At 71.5% G+C, this 20,289-nt stretch carries 21 protein-coding genes and 1 riboswitch; of the genes, 3 read left to right on the forward strand and 18 right to left on the reverse strand.

Annotated elements, in window-relative coordinates:
- Positions 1 to 21: 21 nt before the first annotated feature.
- The 12 genes from SA2016_RS11835 to SA2016_RS11890 all read right to left on the reverse strand — a co-directional run bounded on the left by SA2016_RS11835 (position 22) and on the right by SA2016_RS11890 (position 8,167).
- Positions 22 to 345: a DUF2469 domain-containing protein gene (locus SA2016_RS11835; RefSeq protein ID WP_066498256.1), complete on the reverse strand. Its 324-nt coding sequence runs from the start codon at positions 343 to 345 to the stop codon at positions 22 to 24.
- A complete protein-coding gene (gene rnhB, locus SA2016_RS11840; RefSeq protein ID WP_066498257.1) occupies positions 342 to 1,139 on the reverse strand; it encodes a ribonuclease HII in 798 nt (265 codons plus the stop codon). The genes SA2016_RS11835 and rnhB overlap by 4 nt, the downstream gene beginning before the upstream one ends.
- Positions 1,136 to 1,885, reverse strand: coding sequence for a signal peptidase I (lepB, locus tag SA2016_RS11845; RefSeq protein WP_084249475.1), 750 nt, complete (start codon positions 1,883 to 1,885; stop codon positions 1,136 to 1,138). Before lepB (SA2016_RS11845) ends, rnhB begins: the two co-directional genes overlap by 4 nt.
- A complete protein-coding gene (gene lepB / locus SA2016_RS11850; RefSeq protein WP_066502413.1) occupies positions 1,885 to 2,553 on the reverse strand; it encodes a signal peptidase I in 669 nt (222 codons plus the stop codon). Before lepB (SA2016_RS11850) ends, lepB (SA2016_RS11845) begins: the two co-directional genes overlap by 1 nt.
- A gap of 36 nt (positions 2,554 to 2,589) precedes the next feature.
- The gene (gene rplS / locus SA2016_RS11855; RefSeq protein ID WP_066498262.1) at positions 2,590 to 2,949 is read right to left on the reverse strand and encodes a 50S ribosomal protein L19; all 360 of its coding nucleotides are present in this window, start codon (positions 2,947 to 2,949) and stop codon (positions 2,590 to 2,592) included.
- A 222-nt stretch (positions 2,950 to 3,171) separates the two neighbouring features.
- Positions 3,172 to 4,005 (reverse strand): tRNA (guanosine(37)-N1)-methyltransferase TrmD, encoded by an 834-nt coding sequence (gene trmD, locus SA2016_RS11860; protein WP_066498264.1) that lies wholly within the window; start codon positions 4,003 to 4,005, stop codon positions 3,172 to 3,174.
- Positions 4,006 to 4,569: a ribosome maturation factor RimM gene (rimM, locus tag SA2016_RS11865; protein WP_066498266.1), complete on the reverse strand. Its 564-nt coding sequence runs from the start codon at positions 4,567 to 4,569 to the stop codon at positions 4,006 to 4,008.
- A gap of 138 nt (positions 4,570 to 4,707) precedes the next feature.
- Entirely contained in the window at positions 4,708 to 4,950 is a 243-nt protein-coding gene (locus SA2016_RS11870) for an RNA-binding protein (protein ID WP_066498269.1), read from the reverse strand.
- Between the two features lies 1 nt (position 4,951).
- Positions 4,952 to 5,359, reverse strand: a complete 408-nt coding sequence (gene rpsP / locus SA2016_RS11875; protein WP_066498272.1) for a 30S ribosomal protein S16 — start codon at positions 5,357 to 5,359, stop codon at positions 4,952 to 4,954.
- A gap of 186 nt (positions 5,360 to 5,545) precedes the next feature.
- Positions 5,546 to 6,001 (reverse strand): hypothetical protein, encoded by a 456-nt coding sequence (locus tag SA2016_RS11880; RefSeq protein ID WP_066498274.1) that lies wholly within the window; start codon positions 5,999 to 6,001, stop codon positions 5,546 to 5,548.
- A gap of 89 nt (positions 6,002 to 6,090) precedes the next feature.
- Positions 6,091 to 6,924, reverse strand: coding sequence for a VOC family protein (locus tag SA2016_RS11885; RefSeq protein WP_066502417.1), 834 nt, complete (start codon positions 6,922 to 6,924; stop codon positions 6,091 to 6,093).
- Positions 6,925 to 7,063: 139 nt separating this feature from the next.
- Complete coding sequence (locus SA2016_RS11890; RefSeq protein WP_066498277.1) at positions 7,064 to 8,167, reverse strand: amidohydrolase family protein; 1,104 nt, start codon at positions 8,165 to 8,167, stop codon at positions 7,064 to 7,066.
- Positions 8,168 to 8,198: 31 nt separating this feature from the next.
- Positions 8,199 to 8,306, forward strand: a riboswitch (TPP riboswitch).
- Between SA2016_RS11890 and thiC the strand changes: the two genes are divergently transcribed.
- On the forward strand, positions 8,305 to 10,056 hold the full coding sequence (thiC, locus tag SA2016_RS11895) for a phosphomethylpyrimidine synthase ThiC (protein ID WP_066498278.1): 1,752 nt from the start codon (positions 8,305 to 8,307) through the stop codon (positions 10,054 to 10,056). Its footprint overlaps the riboswitch before it by 2 nt.
- Positions 10,057 to 10,363: 307 nt before the next feature.
- Here the strand turns inward: thiC and ffh are convergent, their stop codons facing one another.
- Complete coding sequence (gene ffh / locus SA2016_RS11900; RefSeq protein WP_066498280.1) at positions 10,364 to 11,950, reverse strand: signal recognition particle protein; 1,587 nt, start codon at positions 11,948 to 11,950, stop codon at positions 10,364 to 10,366.
- Positions 11,951 to 12,067: 117 nt separating this feature from the next.
- Here ffh and SA2016_RS11905 point away from each other — a divergent pair, with 117 nt between their 5' ends.
- On the forward strand, positions 12,068 to 13,513 hold the full coding sequence (locus SA2016_RS11905; RefSeq protein ID WP_066498281.1) for a glucose-6-phosphate dehydrogenase: 1,446 nt from the start codon (positions 12,068 to 12,070) through the stop codon (positions 13,511 to 13,513).
- A 28-nt stretch (positions 13,514 to 13,541) separates the two neighbouring features.
- Here the strand turns inward: SA2016_RS11905 and SA2016_RS11910 are convergent, their stop codons facing one another.
- From SA2016_RS11910 to SA2016_RS11925, 4 genes are all read right to left on the reverse strand, one after another.
- Positions 13,542 to 13,880 (reverse strand): P-II family nitrogen regulator, encoded by a 339-nt coding sequence (locus SA2016_RS11910; protein ID WP_066498285.1) that lies wholly within the window; start codon positions 13,878 to 13,880, stop codon positions 13,542 to 13,544.
- Positions 13,877 to 15,304 (reverse strand): ammonium transporter, encoded by a 1,428-nt coding sequence (locus SA2016_RS11915; RefSeq protein WP_084249477.1) that lies wholly within the window; start codon positions 15,302 to 15,304, stop codon positions 13,877 to 13,879. The genes SA2016_RS11910 and SA2016_RS11915 overlap by 4 nt, the downstream gene beginning before the upstream one ends.
- Before the next feature lie 310 nt (positions 15,305 to 15,614).
- Positions 15,615 to 15,953: a P-II family nitrogen regulator gene (locus SA2016_RS11920; RefSeq protein ID WP_066498288.1), complete on the reverse strand. Its 339-nt coding sequence runs from the start codon at positions 15,951 to 15,953 to the stop codon at positions 15,615 to 15,617.
- Positions 15,950 to 17,341, reverse strand: a complete 1,392-nt coding sequence (locus tag SA2016_RS11925; protein ID WP_066498289.1) for an ammonium transporter — start codon at positions 17,339 to 17,341, stop codon at positions 15,950 to 15,952. Before SA2016_RS11925 ends, SA2016_RS11920 begins: the two co-directional genes overlap by 4 nt.
- A gap of 247 nt (positions 17,342 to 17,588) precedes the next feature.
- On the opposite strand from SA2016_RS11925, the gene SA2016_RS11930 reads away from it, so the two are divergent.
- Positions 17,589 to 18,863 carry an MFS transporter gene (locus tag SA2016_RS11930; RefSeq protein ID WP_084249478.1) on the forward strand — a complete coding sequence of 425 codons (1,275 nt, stop codon included), beginning with the start codon at positions 17,589 to 17,591 and terminating at the stop codon, positions 18,861 to 18,863.
- Between the two features lie 156 nt (positions 18,864 to 19,019).
- Here SA2016_RS11930 and ftsY read toward each other — a convergent pair whose 3' ends face one another.
- The gene (gene ftsY / locus SA2016_RS11935; protein ID WP_066498290.1) at positions 19,020 to 20,240 is read right to left on the reverse strand and encodes a signal recognition particle-docking protein FtsY; all 1,221 of its coding nucleotides are present in this window, start codon (positions 20,238 to 20,240) and stop codon (positions 19,020 to 19,022) included.
- Positions 20,241 to 20,289: the final 49 nt, after the last annotated feature.

A 20,289-nucleotide genomic window follows, 5' to 3' on the forward strand; every position in this document is an offset into this window, starting at 1 on the left:
TGGAGGAGAAGTGGCGCCCCGCTAGGCCCCCAGGCCGCCCTTGGGCAGGCCCAGGTCCTCGACCTTGGGCAGCTCCTCGACGTTGACGTCTTTGAAGGTGATGACGCGGACGCTCTTGACGAAGCGCGCACTGCGGTACACGTCCCAGACCCAGGCGTCCTGGAGGGTCAGGTCGAAGTAGACCTCGCCGTCGGCCGAGCGGGCCTGCAGGTCCACGTGGTTGGCGAGGTAGAACCGCCGCTCCGTCTCCACCACGTAGCTGAACAGCGAGATGACATCCCGGTATTCGCGGTAGAGCTGGAGCTCCATGTCCGTCTCGTAGTTCTCAAGGTCTTCGGCGCTCATAGTCCTATCTTCCTCCCGTCGAGATCCTCCGCCGCCGCAGCGCGCTCCTGCGCGGCGGCCTCGATCTCGTCTTCGGTGTCGGCGTCCGCCGTCCCCAGGCGCCACGAGCGGCGGTGGAGCACGGTGGGGCCGTGCTCCAGGAGCGCCGCCCTGTGCTCGGGCGTGGCGTAGCCCTTGTTGACGGCCCAGCCGAAGCGCGGATCCTCGGTCCCGTACTGGACCATGAGCCCGTCCCGGGCCACCTTGGCGAGGATGCTCGCCGCGGCCACGGCCTGGCAGGCGAGGTCGGCCTTGATCGTAGTCTGGACCGGCAGCAGGGGGCCGGCGTCGGGCTCGTCGAAGAGCGAGCCCTGGCCGCCGCGGGAGAGCCAGTCGTAGTTGCCGTCGAGGTGCACCGCGTCCGGCACGACACCGGCGGCGGCGACCTCGGCCAGCGCACGGTGCCCGGCCCGGCGCAGCGCCTCCATGAGGCCCACCTCGTCGATCTCCTCCGCGCCCGCGTGCCCCACGGCCGCCCCGACCGCCCAGGCCTGGATCATCGGGACCAGCTCCACGCGCCGCTCGGGGGTGAGGAGCTTGCTGTCACGCAGTACCGTGCGCGTCACGACGCGGCGCGCGTCGACGACGACGATCCCTACCGAGACGGGGCCCGCCAGAGCGCCTCGGCCCACCTCGTCGCAGCCGGCGATGAGGGGGCCGTAGGCCTGGGCGAGCCGGTTGACGAACCGCAGGGTGGGCGCCGTGGCGCGGCGCGGACGCGGAGCCCGCGCGCCGGCGGCGATGCGGGTGCTCATTTCGGTGCGGGCACGTCCTTGAACGTGTCCGGGTAGCTGTCGAGGGACCGGATGCGGTTCAGCGGCCAGGCGATGACGGCGGCCTGGCCTTCGACGTCGCTGAGCGAGACAAAGCCCGAGCCCGGCTGGACCGAGTTGTGGTAGCGCGAGTCCGAGGAATGGTTCCTGTTGTCGCCCATCACCCAGATGCTGTTGGCCGGAACCGTCACGTCGAACGGCACGACCCGCGGCGTCTCCGCATGGTTGACGTACGGCTCGTTGAGGGCGGCGCCGTTGACGGTGATGTGCTGCGACGCGTCGCAGCACACGACGTGGTCGCCCGGCAGTCCGATGACGCGCTTGATGAGGTGCTGCTGGGACGTGTCCGGCAGCAGGCCGACGAACTCGAGCACTTCCTGCACGGGGTTGGCCGCCGTCTGGGGCGCCTCCGGAAGCCATCCCTTGGTGTCCCTGAACACGACGACCTCGCCGCGCTGCAGCGGGAAGTTCCGCGGCACGAACAGGTTCACGAAGATCCGGTCGTTCTCCTCGAGCGTGGGCACCATCGACTCGGACGGGATGTAGAACGCCTTGAACAGGAAGGTCTTGATGAGGAAGGACAGCACGATCGCCACCCCGAGGATGATCGCGATCTCGCGGATCCAGGCCATGAGGCCTCCGCGCCGCGGGGCCGCTCCCCCGTCGCCGGCACCCTGCGCTTCCGGCCCCGCTCCTGCGGCGTCGGCCCCGGCATCTCGGCTGCGCATCACTGGGTGTCCTTCTTTGCTGTCGGGGAGGCGGTGAACCCGCCCAATCTATCAAGTGGCCACAGGATCGCCACCGGCCGGCCGATCACCTTGTCCGCCCGGACCAGGCCGCCCCCGGGGGCGCCCAGCAGTGCCCGGGAATCGGAGGACACCGAGCGGTGGTCGCCCAGGAGCCACAGCCGCCCGGCCGGCACGACGACGTCGAACCGCTGTTCGCTGGGCGCATCGCCCGGGAACAGGTACGGCTCATCGAGGGGCTGGCCGTTCACCTCGATCTTCCCACTCGCGGTGCAGCAGCGGACATGGTCGCCGCCCACGCCGATGACCCGCTTGACGTAGACGGTCTCGGTGGGCACGATCCCGAGCCATTCGGCCGCACCCTGGACGAGGTCCCCCGCCCATCCGCGGCCCGAGGTCAGGGGCGCGAAGGAACCCCGGCCGTCGAAGACGACGACGTCTCCGCGGCGGATGGGCGCCGGGTCGACGTCGGCGCGGACGACGCCGATCCGGTCCCCCGGGTCCAGCAGCGGCTGCATCGACTCGGAGGGGATGTAGAAGACGTCGACCACGAACGAGCGGATGACCGCCCAGACGACGACGGCCAGAACGACGGCCAGAACGACCGAACGCCAGCCCCGCAGCCGGGACTGGCGTTCGGATCGTGCCATGGAGGTGGCGTTCAGCACGCTTCGAGCAGCTCGGGGCTACTTGGTGCGGTTGAAGTCGCGCTTCTCCTTGATCTTGGCGGCCTTGCCGCGCAGCTCGCGCATGTAGTAGAGCTTGGCGCGGCGCACATCACCACGGGTCACGACCTCGATCTTGTCGATGATCGGGGAGTGCACGGGGAACGTGCGCTCAACGCCGACACCGAAGGAGACCTTGCGGACCGTGAAGGTCTCGCGCACGCCGTGGCCCTGGCGGCCGACGACGAAGCCCTGGAAGACCTGGACGCGGGAGTTCTTGCCCTCGATGATGTTCACGTGCACCTTGAGGGTGTCACCGGGCGCGAACGCCGGGATGTCGGAGCGCAGCGAGGCGGCATCGACGGAGTCGAGGATGTTCATTCTCATATCTCCTGGCAGATGCCACAGGTCACCTGCTTTGGTGTGCGGCCCGCACCGCGCTGGGGCGATCGAGCCGGAAGCCATGACCGCCCGCCGAAGGGCCCGGCAGGGCGGCGTGTCCATCACCGTTGGCTCAGGCCCCCTGTGGCAGGTCCAATGCCCGGCAGACACAACGCTCCATTGTGCCATATCGCGGACGGAGCCGTCACTTCCGCCCCGGCGTCAGTCCGCCTGCGGAGCCCGGCGCAGCCGTCCTTCCGCCACCTCGTAGCCGAGTTCGCGCAGCACGGCGCGCTCGGCCTTGCCGAAGGGTGCGGCGTCCGCCCCGTCGAGGAGCTCGGGCCGCCGCGCCGCGGTCCGGCGCAGCTGCTGCTCGAGACGCCAGGAGGCGATCTTGCCGTGGTTCCCGGAGAGCAGGACCTCGGGAACGTCGTGCCCGCGCCACGACGAGGGCTTGGTGTAGACGGGGTACTCGAGCAGCCCGTCGGCGTGGGACTCCTCCACGAGGGACTCGGGGTTGCCCACGACGCCGGGGAGGAGACGGCCGATCGCCTCCACCATGGCCATGACGGCCACCTCTCCCCCGTTGAGCACGTAGTCCCCGAGGCTCACGGGTCGCACCTCGAAGCGCTGCTCCGCCCATTCCAGGACGCGCTCGTCGATGCCCTCGTAGCGGCCGCATGCGAAGGCGAGGGTGGGTTCCTCGGCGAGCTCGTAGGCCATGGCCTGGGTGAAGACCGCCCCGGCCGGGGACGGAACGATGAGCACCGGCCGGCGCGCGGCGACCGGGCCGGCGTCGTGCCCGGCATTGCCCGCGACGGCGCCCTGTGCCACGAGGACCTGCTCGAGAGCCAGCGCCCACGGCTCGGCCTTCATGACCATGCCGGCCCCGCCGCCGTAGGGCGTGTCGTCCACCGTGCGGTGGCGGTCGAAGGTGAAGTCGCGGAGGTCGTGGACCGCGAGGTCCAGCAGCCCGTCCTCCTGGGCGCGGCCCAGGAGGGACAGCCGCAGCGGTGCGAGGTAGTCGGGGAAGATGCTGACGACGTCGATGCGCACCTACGCCTCCGACCCCGGCCCGCGCTCCGGCTCGCCGCCGGGGGCACCGGCGTCGCCGGTGTCGCGGTTGAGCTCGAGGAGGCCGGGCGGGGGGACGAGGACGATGAAGCCGCCCTCCACGTCCACCTCCGGCACGATCTCCTCGACGAACGGGACGAGGACCTCCCCCGTCGGCGTGTCGAGGACCAGGAGATCCTGCACGGGCATCGTCTGGAGCGCGGCGACGGTGCCGACGTCGCGGCCGTCCACGCGGACGGCCAGGCCGACGAGCTCGTGCTCGTACCAGCCCTCATCGTCGTCCTCGAGGTCCTCCGACTCGAGGTAGAGCTTGACCCCGCGGAGCTGCTCGGCGCGGGTGCGGTCGGGCACCTCGGCGAAGGAGAGCAGGAGGATGTCCTTGTTCCAGCGCGCGCCCTCGAGCGTCAGGGGACCGCTCGAGGAGGGCTCGACGATGAACTCGGTGCCGGGGACGAAGCGGTCCTCGGGGGCATCGGTGAGGACCTGGACGGTGACCTCGCCGCGGATGCCGTGCGGCTTGCCGATCCGTGCGACCTGGACCTGCATGGGATGGGCCTCCTGCGTGGTGGGGCCGGGGGCCCCGTCGGGGTGCGGTGCGCGGCTGCCGGCCGCGAAGGGTGGAGACAGCTCCGGCCCCTCCACCCTGGTGGGAGGAGGGGCCGGAACGGTGGTGGTGAGGCAGCGTCAGCGACGGCGGTCGGTGTCGACGACGTCGACGCGGACCGGTTCGCCGTCGGCGAGGGCCGCAACCACGGTGCGCAGTGCGCGGGCGGTGCGTCCCTGGCGGCCGATGACGCGTCCGAGGTCGTCCTCGTGGACGCGCACCTCGAGGACGTCGCCGCGGCGGCCGCTCTTGGCCTGGACCGCAACGTCATCCGGGTTGTCCACGATGCCGCGGACCAGGTGCTCGAGTGCCTCGGCCAGCAAGTTACTCAGCCTCGGCCTCGGCGGGGGCCTCGGCGGACTCCTCGGCCTCCTTGGAAGCCTTCGGGGCCTCGGGGAGGATCACGGAACCCTTCTCGGGAGCCACGAACGGCTCCTTGCCCTTCGGGAACTTGAGGGTGCCCTCGGCGCCCGGAAGGCCCTTGAACTTCTGCCAGTCACCGGTGATCTTGAGGAGCACCTCGACCTGCTCGGTCGGCTGGGCGCCGACGCCGAGCCAGTACTGGGCGCGCTCGGAGTTGACCTCGATGAACGAGGGATCCTCGGTGGGGTGGTACTTGCCGATCTCCTCGATCGCACGGCCATCGCGCTTGGTGCGCGAGTCGGCGACGACGATGCGGTAGTACGGGGCGCGCATCTTGCCGAAGCGCTTGAGTCGAATCTTAACGGCCACGGTTGTGGTCACTCCTGTTTCTGCACATGAGGCGAGCCCGGACTTTTCCGCTCCCGTGGGGCGGGCCGTACTTCGCCAGGGCTCCGATGGACACAACCGCGCGCGGAGAGAGGGGGCCGCGCGGATTGGTACCTGATCATTGTGCCAGATCCGGTGGCGTTTCGCATGCCGCCGGACCGCGGCGCGTCAGGAACTCGCCCAGACGAAGAGTTCCTGGCGGTTCGAGTCGTCGACGTCGGCGGCCAGCTTGGCGAGCTGCTCGACGTAGTCGTAGGCCTCGCGCGCGTCGAACGGGAGGTCCTCCTGGTCCACCCAGGCCGCGGCAACCCGCTCCACGGCGTTGCCCTCCCCCTCCTCGGACTCGTAGACGAGGAGGTCGGCGAGGGCCCGGACCATCGTGGAGGGCACCGCGAGGAGGCTATCCGAGGAGACGTCCACCATGGTGAGCTCGTAGTCGGCTCCGGGGGCATGCACGGCGGTTCCGACCAGCGAGCCGAGCTGCTCGATCTCGTAGTCCGAGACGCCGGGGATCCTGAGGCCCCCGGTGTCCTCGGCGTCGCCGCTGTCGAGCTGGGAAGCCCGGCTGAGCGCGTCGGCATGCGTGGAGACGAAGATCTCGGCGAAGGGACTGGGAGCGGTCACGTCTTCCCCCTCTGTGGGCGCTGGACTGCGGTTCGGCCTGCGTGTCGCCCGCGGCGACCGCGGACTGTCCGAGCGTAGCGCAGGGAGCGTCAGGCGTGCACGGACGCCATGCGGATCTGGTTGCGCCACGGATCCTCGAAGCGCAGCTCGGCCCCGGTGTGGCGGGTCGCGATGCCGGCCACCTTGAGACGGTCGGCGGCCGCGAGGACGTCGTCCTCCGAACCGACCGTGATGAGGACCTCGCCGAGGCCGAGCGTGTCCTTGCGCGGGCCGGCGCCGCGGGAGTTCCACACGTTCATGGCCATGTGGTGGTGGTAGCGGCCGGCGGAGACGAACAGGGCCTGGCCGTGCCAGCCCGCAGTCCTGGCGAACCCGAGCGTGTCCACATAGAACTTCTGCGCCGTCTCCACGTCGCCGACCTGCAGGTGGACATGGCCGACGCCGGCCTCCGCCTCCCGCTGCCCCTCGACGGACGCTTCGGTCAGGTTCTGGTTCAGGAACGCCTGCGGTGCCAGCGGAAGCGAGTCCATGACCACCTCGCCGCCATTCCACTGCCAGCTCTCACGCGGCTTGTCGAAGTAGAGCTCCACGCCGTTGCCCTCGGGGTCGGTGAAGTAGAACGCCTCCGAGACGAGGTGGTCGGCGCTGCCGGCGAAGAGCCTGGGGTCATACTGCGCCGCGGTGGCGACGGTGGCGGCTAGGTCGGCGCGGCGCTCGAACAGGATGGCGGTGTGGAAGAGGCCGGCCTCGCCGCGGCCGGGGATCTGCAGCCCGGCGGCCGGGCTCAGGTGAATGACCGGCCGGCCCTGCCGGCCCAGGTACACCCCGCCGAGGGACTCGCTGACCGGCACGAGCCCCAGGGCGCGCTCGTAGTAGTCGAGCATGAGCTTCATGTCCCCGACCTTGAGCATCACGGTGCCCATCGTCAGGTCGGCGGGAAGCAGGTCGCCGCTGGCGGGGCGGGCGGGGGTGGCGGATGTGCTCACGGTGGGCTCCTTGGCTGTCGAGGTCTGCATCAAGCGTACAATTACTTGAAGCTTCAATCAAGCCCGGATATTCCCCCTACACCGCGGCAGGCTCCGCCGCGCCGGCGACCCGCTGCCCGTCCCGCACCACGTGCAGCGGCGCCGCGAGGGTCCGCACGTCGCGCCGGGGATCCGCCCCCACGACCACGAGGTCCGCAGGGTCGCCCTCGGCGAGGCCGGCGGCGCCCAGCCATCCGCGCGCGGCCCAGCACGCGGCGTCGACCGCTTCCGCGGGCCCGATCGCGGCGGCCAGTTCGGCGACCTCGTCCGCGATCCTGCCGTGCGCGATCACGGTTCCGGCGTCGGTACCCGCGAAGATCCGCACCCCGGCGGCGTGGGCAGCGGCGATCCGCTCGTGCCGGCGTTCCCACAGGGCGCGCATGTGCGCGGCGTAGCGAGGGAACTTCGCCTGGCCCTGGGCGGCGATGTCGGGGAAGGTCGCGATGTTGACGAGCGTCGGGACGATCGGGATGCCGGCCTCGGCGAGGCGCGGCAGATGCTGCTCCTGCAGGCCCGTTGCGTGCTCGAGGCAGTCGATCCCCGCATCGATGAGGTGGTCGATGGTCCCTTCGGCGAAGGTGTGCGCGGTGACGCGGGCACCCTCCGCATGCGCGGCGGCGACTGCCTCGCGGATCACGGCCGGCGGGAACGTGGGCGCCAGGTCGCCGGCGCCGCGGTCGATCCAGTCGGCGACGAGCTTGACCCAGCCGTCACCGGCCCGCGCCTGGGCCACGACCGCCTCCACGAGGTCCTCCGGCTCCACCTCGTGCGCGAGGCCGCGGAGGTAGCGGCGGGACCGGGCAAGGTGGCGGCCCGCGCGCACGAGGCGCGGGACGTCGTCGCGCGCCTGCAGCCAGCGGGTGTCGGTGGGGCTGCCGCAGTCGCGGACCAGGAGCACGCCGGCCGCCGCCTCGGCGCGCGCGTGGGCGAGGGCCGCGGCGTCGTCCGGCGCGCCGCCGGGCACCAGCCCCACGTGGCAGTGCGCGTCCACGAGGCCGGGGAGCACCCACCCGCGCAGGCTCGTGGCCGCCGGCGCCTCGGGGCGGCGGTAGGTGATCCGGCCGTCGGCGATCCACGCCTCCGGCCGCTCGTCGGTGGGGCCGGCGAGGACGGGGCCGCTGAGGTGGACAACGTCATGCATGACGCCAGCCTAGCTGCCGTGCTAGGGTCCAACGCGTCCACACGGGTGCCCTCGCAAGGGCTGAGATCAGGCTGACGCGGCCTGCGACCGTCGAACCTGTCCGGGTCATGCCGGCGTAGGAAGTGAGGGCTCAGCATATGAGCACATCTGAAATGGAACAGCACCCCGCCCACTCGCTCGCGTTCCTCACCGACGACGAGCACGGCATCCGTGTGCCCGTCACCGAGATCGCACTCGACGATTCCCCGGGCGGCGAGGCGAACGGGCCGCTGCGGGTCTACCGGACGTCGGGCCCGGGCAGCGACCCCGTCGTGGGCCTTCCGGCGTACCGGGCCGAGTGGGTCGCCGAGCGGGGTGACGTCGAGCCGTACGCAGGCCGCGAGCGGAACCTGCTCGACGACGGCCGCTCCGCGGTGCGGCGCGGCGAGGCCTCGGCCGAGTGGAAGGGCGCCAGGCCCGTGCCGCTGCGGGCCAAGCCCGGCCGGCGCGTCACGCAGATGCACTACGCGCGGGCCGGCGTCGTGACCGAAGAGATGCGCTTCGTGGCGCTGCGGGAGAACTGCGACGTCGAGCTGGTGCGCTCCGAGGTCGCGGCGGGCCGCGCGATCATCCCGAGCAACATCAACCACCCCGAGTCGGAGCCGATGATCATCGGCAAGGCGTTCCTCGTCAAGATCAACGCCAACATCGGCAACTCGGCGGTCACGTCCTCGATCGCCGAGGAGGTCGACAAGCTCCAGTGGGCCACCAAGTGGGGCGCCGACACGGTCATGGACCTCTCCACCGGCGACGACATCCACACCACCCGCGAGTGGATCATCCGCAACTCCCCCGTGCCGATCGGCACGGTGCCGATCTACCAGGCCCTCGAGAAGGTCAACGGCGACGCGTCCAAGCTCACGTGGGAGATCTTCCGCGACACCGTGATCGAGCAGTGCGAGCAGGGCGTGGACTACATGACCATCCACGCCGGCGTGCTCCTGCGCTACGTCCCGCTCACCGCCGAGCGGGTCACGGGCATCGTCTCCCGCGGCGGATCGATCATGGCCGGCTGGTGCCTCGCCCACCACGAGGAGAACTTCCTCTACACGCACTTCGACGAGCTCTGCGAGATCTTCGCGCAGTACGACGTCGCGTTCTCGCTCGGCGACGGCCTGCGCCCGGGCTCGACGGCGGACGCGAACGACGCCGCGCAGTTCGCCGAGCTGGATACGCTCGCCGAGCTGACCAAGCGCGCGTGGGAGTACGACGTGCAGGTCATGGTCGAGGGGCCGGGGCACATCCCGTTCCACCTCGTGCGCGAGAACATCGAGCGGCAGCAGGAGCTGTGCGACGGCGCGCCGTTCTACACGCTCGGCCCGCTCGTGACCGACATCGCGCCGGGCTACGACCACATCACCTCGGCGATCGGCGCCACCGAGATCGCCCGGTACGGCACGGCGATGCTGTGCTACGTGACGCCCAAGGAGCACCTCGGGCTGCCGAACAAGGACGATGTGAAGACCGGCGTGATCACCTACAAGATCGCCGCCCACGCGGCCGACCTCGCGAAGGGCCACCCCGGCGCGCACGAGCGCGACGACGCCCTGTCCAAGGCACGGTTCGAGTTCCGCTGGAAGGACCAGTTCTCGCTCTCGCTCGACCCCGCCACGGCCGAGGCCTTCCACGACGAGACGCTCCCGGCCGAGCCCGCGAAGACCGCGCACTTCTGCTCGATGTGCGGGCCGAAGTTCTGCTCGATGCGCATCTCCCAGGACATCCGCAACGAGTTCGGCTCGAAGGAGGCCCAGGAGGCCATCGCGGGCATGCGGGAGAAGAGCCAGGAGTTCCTCGCCGCTGGCGGAAAGGTCTACCTGCCGGAAACGATCGCGGTGGGCTCGCCGGAGTAGCGCCCACGGCCCGGAGGCCTGCCGCCTGGCGCCTGCCACCGGGCCGTTCCGTTCTCGCCCTGGAGTCCACGAGTCGTGGACTCCAGGGCGAGACGCGAACTGCGGCCCACTCCGATGGCGGGAAGTGCACTTCTCGTCCGAATCCGCAGGCGCCCCTCGGGGCGACCTCGCGCGCCCGCCGGGCGAGCTCACGCACCCACGGGGCGACCTCGGCGGACGACGCCGAAGGGGCGCCTCCCTCGGGAGGCGCCCCTTCGGCGTCGTGCGTCTGCGTGGCCGGACCGGCCCCGGACGTGGGGCCCCCGGACTACTTGCCGAGGTACTTCTCGAAGCCCTTGGGCAGGTTGAGGGCGGACGGGTCGAACTCGTCGCCCTGCTGGGCGCCAAACGCCGAGCCCTGGCCGCTGAACGCCTTCGAGGCGCCGGCGGCCCGGCGGGCCTCCGCCTCGCGGCGCTCCTGCGCGGCCTTGGCCGGGTTGCCCGACTTCGCCTTCTTCTTGCCCTTGGCGGGCCCCTTCTTGGAGCCGCCGAAGCCGCCCGGGCCGGGCATGCCCGGCATCCCGGGGATGCCGCCGCCGGCAGCCATCTTGCGCATCATCTTCTGGGCCTGGCCGAAGCGCTCCAGCAGGCCGTTGACCTCGGAGACGTGCACGCCCGAGCCGCGGGCGATGCGGGCGCGGCGGGAGCCGTTGATGATCTTGGGCGCGAGGCGCTCGTGCGGGGTCATCGAGCGGACGATCGCCTCGACGCGGTCGATCTCGCGCTCGTCGAACTGCTCGAGCTGCTGCCGGAACTGGGCGGCACCCGGCATCATCATGAGCATCTTCTTCATCGAGCCCATCTTGCGGATCTGCTGCATCTGGGCGAGGAAGTCCTCGAGGGTGAAGTCCTCCTGGTCGGCGAACTTCTTCGCCATCCGGGCGGCCTCGTCCTTGTCCCAGCTCTTCTCGGCCTGCTCGATGAGCGTCAGGACGTCGCCCATGTCGAGGATGCGGGAGGCCATGCGGTCCGGGTGGAACAGCTCGAAGTCGTCCAGGCCCTCGCCGGTGGAGGCGAACATGACGGGGCGGCCGGTCACGGACGCGACGGACAGGGCCGCGCCGCCGCGCGCATCGCCGTCGAGCTTCGAGAGCACAACGCCGGTGAAGTCGACGCCCTCCTCGAAGGCCTTGGCGGTGTTGACCGCGTCCTGGCCGATCATCGCGTCGATGACGAACAGGACCTCGTCCGGGTTGACCGCGGCGCGGATGTCCGCGGCCTGGCGCATGAGCTCGGCATCCAGGCCGAGCCGGCCGGCGGTGTCCACGATCACCACGTCGTGCAGCTTGGCGCGGGCCTCGGCCACGCCGTCACGGGCGACGGCGACCGGGTCGCCCGTGGGTGCCTCGAACTCGGACTGGATGCCCGGGTGCGGGGCGTAGACGGCCACACCGGCGCGCTGGGCCACCACCTCGAGCTGGGTGACGGCGTTGGGGCGCTGGAGGTCGGCGGCGACGAGGATCGGCGAGTGGCCCTGGCCCTTGAGCCACTTGCCGAGCTTGCCGGCCAGCGTGGTCTTGCCCGCGCCCTGCAGGCCCGCGAGCATGATCACGGTCGGCGGGTTCTTCGCCAGGCGCAGGCGGCGCGTCTCGCCGCCGAGGATCGCCTGGAGCTCCTCGTTGACGATCTTGACGACCTGCTGGCTCGGGTTGAGGGCACCCGAGACCTCGGCGCCGAGCGCGCGCTCGCGGATCCGCGCCGCGAAGTCGCGCACCACCGGGACGGCGACGTCCGCGTCGAGGAGGGCGCGGCGGATCTCGCGGACGGTGGCGTCGACGTCCGCCTCGCTCAGGCGGCCCTTGCCGCGGAGATTCTTGAACGTCGCAGTGAGACGGTCCGAGAGGGAGTTGAACACGTGCCCGAGTCGCTTTCAGTCGTGGTCCAGGGATCTGACGATGGGTCAGGAGGTCGCGCAGACCCGCCGGAAGCGGATCTGGCCACCCTTAAGGGTACCAACGGACCGGGCAGTGGCATGCTAGGCCTCGTGACGTCGACTCGTGAGACCGCCCCGTCCGTGCGCAGCCTGCTCATCCTCGGCGCCTCCGGGGACCTGACCGGCCGCCTCCTCTTCCCCGGCCTCGCCCGGCTCCTCGCGACCGGGCGGCACGCCGGGCTCACCGTGGTGGGCGCCGGTGCCGAGGACTGGGGCGCCGAGCAGTGGAGCCAGCGCGTGCACGACGCCACCGAGGCGGCCCTGGCGGACGCCACCGACGCCGGCCGCGCCGAGCTCGAACGGATCCGCCGCGACTCCGTCTACGTCCAGCTCGACGTCACGGCGCCCGGGGAGCTCGCGCGCGAGATCGCCGCGCTCCCGGGGCCCGTCGCCGTCTACTTCGCGCTGCCCCCGGCCGTGAGCCAGAAGGCCTGCGGCCTGCTCGGGCCTGCCGACCTGCCCGAGGGCACCCGGCTCGTGCTCGAGAAGCCGTTCGGCTCCTCCGAGGCCTCGGCGGCCGCCCTGAACGAGACCCTGGGCCGGCTGGTCCCGGAGAGCCAGATCCACCGCGTGGACCACTTCCTCGGCAAGGGCACCGTCCTGAACATCCTCGGCCTGCGCTTCGCCAACAACTTCCTCGAGCCCGTGTGGAACCGCGACCACATCGAGAAGGTGGAGATCTTCTTCGACGAGGACCTCGCGCTCGAGGGACGGGCCGGGTACTACGACCGCGCCGGCGCCCTGCGGGACATGATCCAGAGCCATCTCCTGCAGGTCCTGGCCGTGCTCGCGATGGACGCGCCGGCCCGCCTCGACGAGCGCGACGTGCGGGACCGCATCAGCACCGTGCTCCGCTCCGCCCGGGTCCCCGAGCCGTTCACCGAGTCGACGCGCCGGGCCCGGTACACGGCCGGGAGCATCGGGGACCGCCACGTCCCCGACTACACGGCCGAGCCGGGGGTGGACCCGTCCCGCGGCACCGAGACGCTGGCCGAGATCACGGTCATGCTGGCGAGCTGGCGGTGGGCCGGCGTGCCGTTCATCCTCCGCTCCGGCAAGGCCCTCGGCGCCCGGCGCAAGGAAGCCGTGGTGACCTTCCGCCCGGTCCCGCACCTGCCCGAGGGCTTCCGCGGCGTGGACGAGCCGAACCGGCTCCGGATCGGCTTCGGCCCCGATGTGCTCCAGCTCGACGTCGACGTCAACGGTCCCGGGGACGTGCTCACCCTGAACCGCGTGACGCTGGACGCCGACCTCGGCGAGGCGGACCTGCTCCCCTACGGCGAGGTGCTGGAGGGCGTGCTCGACGGCGACCCGCTCCTGTCGGTGCGCGCCGACACGGCCGAGAGCTGCTGGCGGATCGTCGAGCCCGTGCTGGAGGCGTGGGCCGCCGGCGAGGTCCCCCTCCAGACCTACGCCGCGGGCAGCAGGGGCCCGGCGGACTGGGCCACCTCGGCCGCCGGAGAGGACGGCGCCGGGCCGTCCTGAGCCGGCCGGCCGGGGCGTCCGCCCCGGCTCAGATCGCGGAGTCCCCGCGCTCCCCCGTCCGCACCCGCACCGCATCCTGGACCTCGACGACCCAGACCTTGCCGTCGCCCTGGGAGCCCGTCGAGGCGGCGACGACAATCGTCTCGAGGATCTCGTCCGCGTGCTTGTCGGTCGCGAGCACCTCGACGCGGACCTTGGGAATGAGGTCCACGCTGTACTCGGCACCCCGGTACACCTGGACGTAGCCGCGCTGGCGGCCGTAGCCGCTTGCGGCGCTGACGGTCAGGCCCTGGACTCCCTCGGCCTCGAGGTGCTCGCGGATGGAATCGAGCTTCTCGGGCCGGACGATGGCGGTGATGAGCTTCACGAGCCCACAGTACCGGTTGGCGATGCCCCGGCCAGCACCTCCTCGCGCTGGCCGTGCGCGCCGTCCGCAGCGGCCTGGCCGAGGCGCCGCTCGAGGTGCTGCTCGAGCAGGGTCTCGACGGTGTGCCGGACGCCGAGCGGGTGGAACCCGCCGCCCGTGGCGGACGGCGACGAGTAGGCGGTCTCGGCGTGGATGACGAGGTCCACGCCGGTCTCCTCGACGTCCCTCGCAACCCGGAAGCCCATCACGGCCTTGATCGCGAGGCCCAGCCCGAGGGCCACGATGAAGGAGTAGCCCAGTACGGCGCCGGTGCCGAGGGCCTGGGTGCCCAGCAGGGCGAGGCCGCCGCCGTAGAACAGGCCCCGGCCGGGCACAGGGGCGGCCGGGTCGGCGGCGAGGCCGATGAAGAGGGTGCCGATGATGCCGCCGACGAGGTGGACGCCCACCACATCGAGCGAGTCGTCGTAGCCGAAGCGGTACTTCAGGCCCACGGCCAGGGCGCACACGGCGCCGGCGAGGATGCCGAGGACGATCGCCCAGGCCGGGTCGATGGTGGCGCAGGACGGCGTGATGGCCACGAGCCCGGCGACCGCGCCGGAGGCGGCACCGAACGAGGTCGCGTGGCCGTCGCGGACCTTCTCGACCACGAGCCAGGAGAGGATGGCGGCGCACGGGGCGACGAGCGTGTTGATCCAGGCGAAGCCGGCCTCGCCGTTGGCAGCCAGCGCGGAGCCGGCGTTGAAGCCGAACCAGCCGAACCAGAGCAGGCCGCAGCCGAGCATCACGAGCGGGAGGTTGTGGGGGCGGTGCTCGGGGTCCTTGCCGAACCCGACGCGCTTGCCGAGCACGAGGGCGAGGGCCAGGCCCGCGGCGCCGGCGAGGACCTCGACGGCGGTGCCGCCGGCGAAGTCGATGAGGCCGAGGTGGTTGAGCCAGCCGCCGATGAAGGTCCCGTGCGCGTCCTTCTTCGAGTCGAAGACCCAGTGCGCCACGGGGAAGTACACGAGCACGGCGAACGCGCCGGCGAAGACCATCCAGGAGCCGAACTTGGCCCGGTCGGCGATCGCGCCGGAGACGAGGGCCACGGTCACGGTGGCGATGACGCCCTGGAATCCCACGAAGACGATCTCGGGGATCGTGCCGACGAGCGGCATCGAGGAACCGGTGGCGAGCAGGTTGTGGAGGCCGAAGTCCTCGAGGGGGTTGCCGAACAGGCCGTCCCCCGCGTCGGTCCCGAAGGCGATCGAGTAGCCGAACAGCACCCAGAGGACACCGACCAGGGCGAGGGCCCCGAAGCTCATCATCATCATGTTGAGCATGGACTTCACGCGGGTCATGCCCCCGTAGAAGATGGCCAGGCCGGGTGACATGAGGAGGACGAGGGCTGCCGAGACGAGGACCCAGGCGGTGTCGCCAGCGTTCATGGGTGAGGCCTTTCGAGGGACGTTCACGGTTCTCGGCCCCCGTCCGCCGTCCCCGGCGGCGGTCTGCGGGACCACCTGAACAAGAATCCCGTGGCGGTGTTTCCGCTCCGCTCCGTCCGTGTTGCCCTCGTGTTACAGGAATCCCCCCGGCGTTAAGGGTTGGTCACGGCCGTGTTAACGGCATGTTTCGCGCCCGTCCCCGCCCGCCCCGCCTCTGCTCTTTCCGGCGGTGCCGGCCCTCCCGCCGACGTGGGCGGACGACGGCGGGGGGTCCCCGCCGTCGTCCGCCCTCCCGGAGCGACCGGTGCGGCTAGATCGCCGCCGCCCCGCGCTCCCCCGTCCGGACGCGGATCGCCTCGTGCACGTCCACCGTCCACACCTTGCCGTCCCCTGCACGGCCGGTGTTCGAGGTGGTGATCAGCACGTCGAGGATGTCGTCCGTCTGGTCGTCGGTGGCGAGCACCTCGATCCTGACCTTCGGGACCAGGTCCACGCTGTACTCGGCGCCGCGGTACACCTCCGTGTACCCGCGCTGGCGGCCGTAGCCACTGGCCGCGCTGACCGTGAGGCCCTGGACCCCGTAGGCCTCGAGCCCCTCACGGATGGAGTCGAGCTTCTCGGGGCGGACGATCGCGGTGATGAGCTTCACGCCTGGACCTTCTTCCGTGCTGCCTCAGTGAGCAGGTCGTCCGCGTTGAACGCCGCGACCTCTGCCTCGCCCTTGGACCCGAGCGGGTGGAACGCCGAACCCGACGAGCCGCCCATGCTGTTGCCGGAGTACGCCGTCTCGGCGTGCAGGGCGATGTCGACGCCGGCCTCCTCGGCCTCGCTCGAGACCCGGAAGCCCATGGTCTTGCTGATGATCCAGCCGATGGCGAGCGAGAGGGCGAACGAGTACACGAGGACCGTGCCGGCGCCGAGGGCCTGCTTGCCCAGGAGCTCGAAGCCGCCGCCGTAGAAGAGGCCCTGGCCGCCCGAGGGCGCGCCGGGGTTGGCCGCGAGGCCGATGAAGAGGGTGCCGATGATGCCGCCGACGAGGTGGACGCCCACCACGTCGAGCGAGTCGTCGTAGCCGAAGCGGTACTTCAGGCCCACGGCCAGGGCGCAGACCGCACCGGCGAGGACGCCGAGGACGATCGCCCACAGCGGCGAGACCGCGGCACAGGCCGGGGTGATAGCGACGAGCCCGGCCACGGCACCCGAGGCGGCGCCGAGCGAGGTCGCGTGGCCGTCGCGCAGCTTCTCGACCACGAGCCAGCCGAGGACCGCGGCGCACGGGGCGACGAGGGTGTTGATCCAGGCGAACGCGGCCACGCCGTTGGCGCCGAGGGCCGAGCCAGCGTTGAAGCCGAACCAGCCGAACCACAGCAGGCCCGCGCCGAGCATGACGAACGGCAGGTTGTGGGGGCGGTGGTTGGGGTCCTTGCCGAATCCGTTGCGGCGGCCGAGGATGAGCGCGAGGGCCAGGCCCGCGGCGCCGGCGTTGATGTGGACCGCGGTGCCGCCGGCGAAGTCGATCACGCCGAGGCCGTTGAGCCAGCCGCCGATGAAGTTGCCGTTGGCGTCCTTGTTCGCGTCGAAGACCCAGTGGGCGACCGGGAAGTAGACGAGGATCGAGAAGAAGAACGCGAAGACCATCCAGGCGCCGAACTTGGCGCGGTCGGCGATCGAGCCGGAGATGAGCGCGACCGTGATGATCGCGAACACGCCCTGGAAGCCGACGAAGGCGAGCTCGGGGATGGTTCCGGCGAGCTGCATGCCGTTGCCCGTGGCGAGGATGCCGTGGAGGGCGAACTTGTCGAAGTTGCCGACGAGGCCACCGAACCAGTCGGTGCCGAAGGACATCGAGTAGCCGATGAGGGTCCAGAGCACGCCCACGAGGGCGATCGCGCCGAAGCTCATCATCATCATGTTCAGGACCGACTTGGCGCGAGTCATGCCGCCGTAGAAGAACGCGAGCCCGGGCGTCATGAGCAGCACGAGCGCTGCCGAGGCGAGCACCCAGGCGGTGTCTCCCGCGCTGAGGGTGGGGGTCATGGTGTGCCTTTCAGGGATGGAACGGGACCTGCCCGGCCCTGCGCCGTTGCCGGCGCCCGTGGGCCGCTGGAAATAGATTCCTCCCGCGGTGTTTCCACCGGAGGCGGCCCACATTGCACGCCCGTTACATCTTGCTCCTGCGCGTTAAGGCGCCGTCACATGCGCGTTTCCAGCATGTTTCGCCTCCATCCCGGCGGCCGGGCGGCGCCATCGTGCCGCGCTGGTGCACCGTCGCTAAGGTGGTCCCATGCCCCGCACTTCCCCGCGGACGCCGGTGCCCCGCGACGTCTGGGTCCTCGTCGCCGCCGCGTTCGTCATCGCCGTCGGCTTCGGGCTGGTGGCCCCCGTCCTGCCGCAGCTGGCCACGAGCTTCGGCGTCGGGGCGACGGCGGCCTCCGTGATCGTGAGCGCCTTCGCGCTCGCGCGGCTCGTCCTCGCGCCCACCGCGGGCGCCCTCGTCGACAGGCTCGGCGAGCGGCCCGTCTACGTCACGGGCCTGCTCCTCGTCGCGGCCTCGAGCGCGGCGTGCGCGTTCGCCCCCGACTACTGGACCCTGCTGGCCGTGCGCGGGCTGGGCGGCATCGGCTCGACGATGTTCACGATCTCCGCCTCGGGGCTGATCGTGCGCCTCGCGCCGCCCGACGCCCGGGGCAGGGTCTCGGGCCTGTACGCGGCGTCCTTCCTCCTGGGCAACATCGCCGGACCGGTGATTGGCGGACTCCTGGCGTCCTTCGGGCTGCGCGTGCCGTTCCTCGTCTACGCGGGGGCCCTCGTGGTTGCGGCGGCCGTGGTGCACTCGTTCCTCGGGCGCCGCTCTGCCGCGCCCGCGCACACGGGGGCGGCAGCCCGGCCGCAGCTCCTGCTGGCCGACGCGCTCGCGCATGCGCCCTACCGGGCGGCCGTGGGCTCGAACTTCGCCAACGGGTGGGCTGCCCTCGGGATCAGGATGGCCCTCGTGCCCCTCTTCGCCACGGCAGCCCTCGGCGCGGGCCCCCAGGCGGCCGGGCTCGCGCTGGCCCTCTACGCCGGTGGCACCGCGGCGGCGCTCACCTTCTCGGGGCGCCTCGTGGACCGGTGGGGCCGACGTCCCGTGGCCGTGGTCGGACTCGTGGGCACAGCGCTGCCGACGGCGTTCCTCGGCATGAGCGGTTCAGAGCCGGTGTTCCTCGCGCTCTCTGTCGCCGCCGGCTTCGGCGCGGGGTTCCTGGGCCCGTCGCTGCAGGCAACGGTGGCGGACACCATCGGCTCAGGCCGCAGCGGCGGACGCCCGCTGGCCGTGTTCCAGATGGCCTCCGATGTGGGCAGCATCCTCGGCCCGCTGGCCGCCGGCGCGCTGGCGGACGGCATCGGGTACGGGTGGGCGTTCGCCGTCTCGGGTGCGTGCCTGCTCGCCGCGGTGCCGCTGTGGGCCACGCGCACGCCGGCCAGCGCCCCTGCGGCCGGGCCAGTGGAGGGCGGCGTGGAATGTGGTGTGGAAGGCGGCTCCGAGGACGTGGCGGCGGAGCGTCCCGAAGCCCCCTGATGGTGCCCCGGACGCGAGGCGCCCGCCCCCCGGAGAGGAGGCGGGCGCCGTCGTGCCCTGGTGTACCCGGAACGGGAGAAACGCGACGAGATGAGTACCCGGAACGGGAAATACGCGACGAGATGAGTACCCGAAACCGAGGGGGGGGTGGGGCTGTCAGGCGAGGATGGCGTCCACGAAGCCCTCGGCGTCGAACGGCGCGAGGTCGTCCGGGCCCTCGCCGAGGCCCACGAGCTTGACCGGCACGCCGAGCTGCTTCTGGATCGCGACGACGATGCCGCCCTTCGCGGTGCCGTCGAGCTTGGTCAGCACGATGCCCGTGATGTCGACGACCTCGCCGAAGACCTTGGCCTGGTTCAGCCCGTTCTGCCCCGTGGTCGCATCGAGCACGAGGAGGACCTCGTCAACCTCGGCCTGCTTCTCGATGACGCGCTTGACCTTGCCGAGCTCGTCCATGAGCCCGACCTTGTTCTGCAGGCGCCCGGCGGTGTCGACCATCACGACGTCGACCTCCTGCTCGATGCCGGCCTTGACCGCTTCGAAGGCCACCGAGGCAGGGTCGGCGCCGTCGACGTCCGACTTGACGGTCGGCACGCCCACGCGGGCGCCCCACGTGGCCAGCTGTTGGGCCGCGGCGGCGCGGAAGGTGTCCGCGGCGCCGAGCAGGACGTCCTTGTCCTCGGCCACGAGGACGCGGGCGAGCTTGCCCACCGTGGTGGTCTTGCCCACCCCGTTGACGCCGACCACGAGCACCACAGCGGGCTTGCCGTCGGCCCGGGAGACCTTGAGCGAGCGGTCCATGGAGGGATCGACGAGCTTGACGAGCTCCTCCCGGAGCATGGCCTTGACGTCGTCTGGGCTGCGGGTGCCCATGACCTTCACGCGGTCGCGGAGCGTGTCGACGAGTTCGAGGCTGGGCTCCGTGCCGATGTCCGCGAGCAGGAGGGTCTCCTCGACCTCGTCCCACACGTTCTCGTCGATGCTGTCGCTCGAGAGCAGGGCCAGCAGCCCCTTGCCGAAGAGGCTGTTGCTCTTGACGAGCCGCTCGCGCAGGCGCTGGAGCCGGCCCGCGACCGGAGCGGGCGTCTCGGTCGGGACGCGCTCGATGACGGCCTCGTCGAGGACGTCCTCGGTGGGCGCCTCGCCCTCGGGTTCGGCCGGTGGCGGCAGCGTGCCGGTGCCTCCCGGCGGGGCTTCCTCGGTCGTGGAGGCGCCGGGCCGGGTCGGGGCGATGACCTGATCGTTGGCGTCTCGCGGACCGGTGTAGGTGATCTTCTTCCGGCGGCCGCTCACGAGGCCGATGACGACCCCGGCGACGACGAGGATCACGATCGCGACGATGATGATGACGGGCAGCAGGGCGGAAAGGTCTGTCACGGTTCCTAGCTTCTCACAGGGCGGCCGTCCCACCGGGGCGGCCGCCGCA

It is taken from the genome of Sinomonas atrocyanea (assembly GCF_001577305.1).
GTDB lineage: Bacteria > Actinomycetota > Actinomycetes > Actinomycetales > Micrococcaceae > Sinomonas > Sinomonas atrocyanea.

Coding starts and splice junctions, on each gene's coding strand:
- SA2016_RS11835 (WP_066498256.1), bottom strand. CDS start 345: ATGAGCGCCGAAGACCTTGAGAACTACGAGACGGACATGGAGCTCCAG.
- rnhB (WP_066498257.1), bottom strand. CDS start 1,139: ATGAGCACCCGCATCGCCGCCGGCGCGCGGGCTCCGCGTCCGCGCCGC.
- lepB (WP_084249475.1), bottom strand. CDS start 1,885: ATGCGCAGCCGAGATGCCGGGGCCGACGCCGCAGGAGCGGGGCCGGAA.
- lepB (WP_066502413.1), bottom strand. CDS start 2,553: ATGGCACGATCCGAACGCCAGTCCCGGCTGCGGGGCTGGCGTTCGGTC.
- rplS (WP_066498262.1), bottom strand. CDS start 2,949: ATGAACATCCTCGACTCCGTCGATGCCGCCTCGCTGCGCTCCGACATC.
- rimM (WP_066498266.1), bottom strand. CDS start 4,569: ATGCAGGTCCAGGTCGCACGGATCGGCAAGCCGCACGGCATCCGCGGC.
- SA2016_RS11885 (WP_066502417.1), bottom strand. CDS start 6,924: ATGGGCACCGTGATGCTCAAGGTCGGGGACATGAAGCTCATGCTCGAC.
- SA2016_RS11890 (WP_066498277.1), bottom strand. CDS start 8,167: ATGCATGACGTTGTCCACCTCAGCGGCCCCGTCCTCGCCGGCCCCACC.
- thiC (WP_066498278.1), top strand. CDS start 8,305: ATGAGCACATCTGAAATGGAACAGCACCCCGCCCACTCGCTCGCGTTC.
- SA2016_RS11905 (WP_066498281.1), top strand. CDS start 12,068: ATGCTAGGCCTCGTGACGTCGACTCGTGAGACCGCCCCGTCCGTGCGC.
- SA2016_RS11915 (WP_084249477.1), bottom strand. CDS start 15,304: ATGAACGCTGGCGACACCGCCTGGGTCCTCGTCTCGGCAGCCCTCGTC.
- SA2016_RS11925 (WP_066498289.1), bottom strand. CDS start 17,341: ATGACCCCCACCCTCAGCGCGGGAGACACCGCCTGGGTGCTCGCCTCG.
- SA2016_RS11930 (WP_084249478.1), top strand. CDS start 17,589: ATGCCCCGCACTTCCCCGCGGACGCCGGTGCCCCGCGACGTCTGGGTC.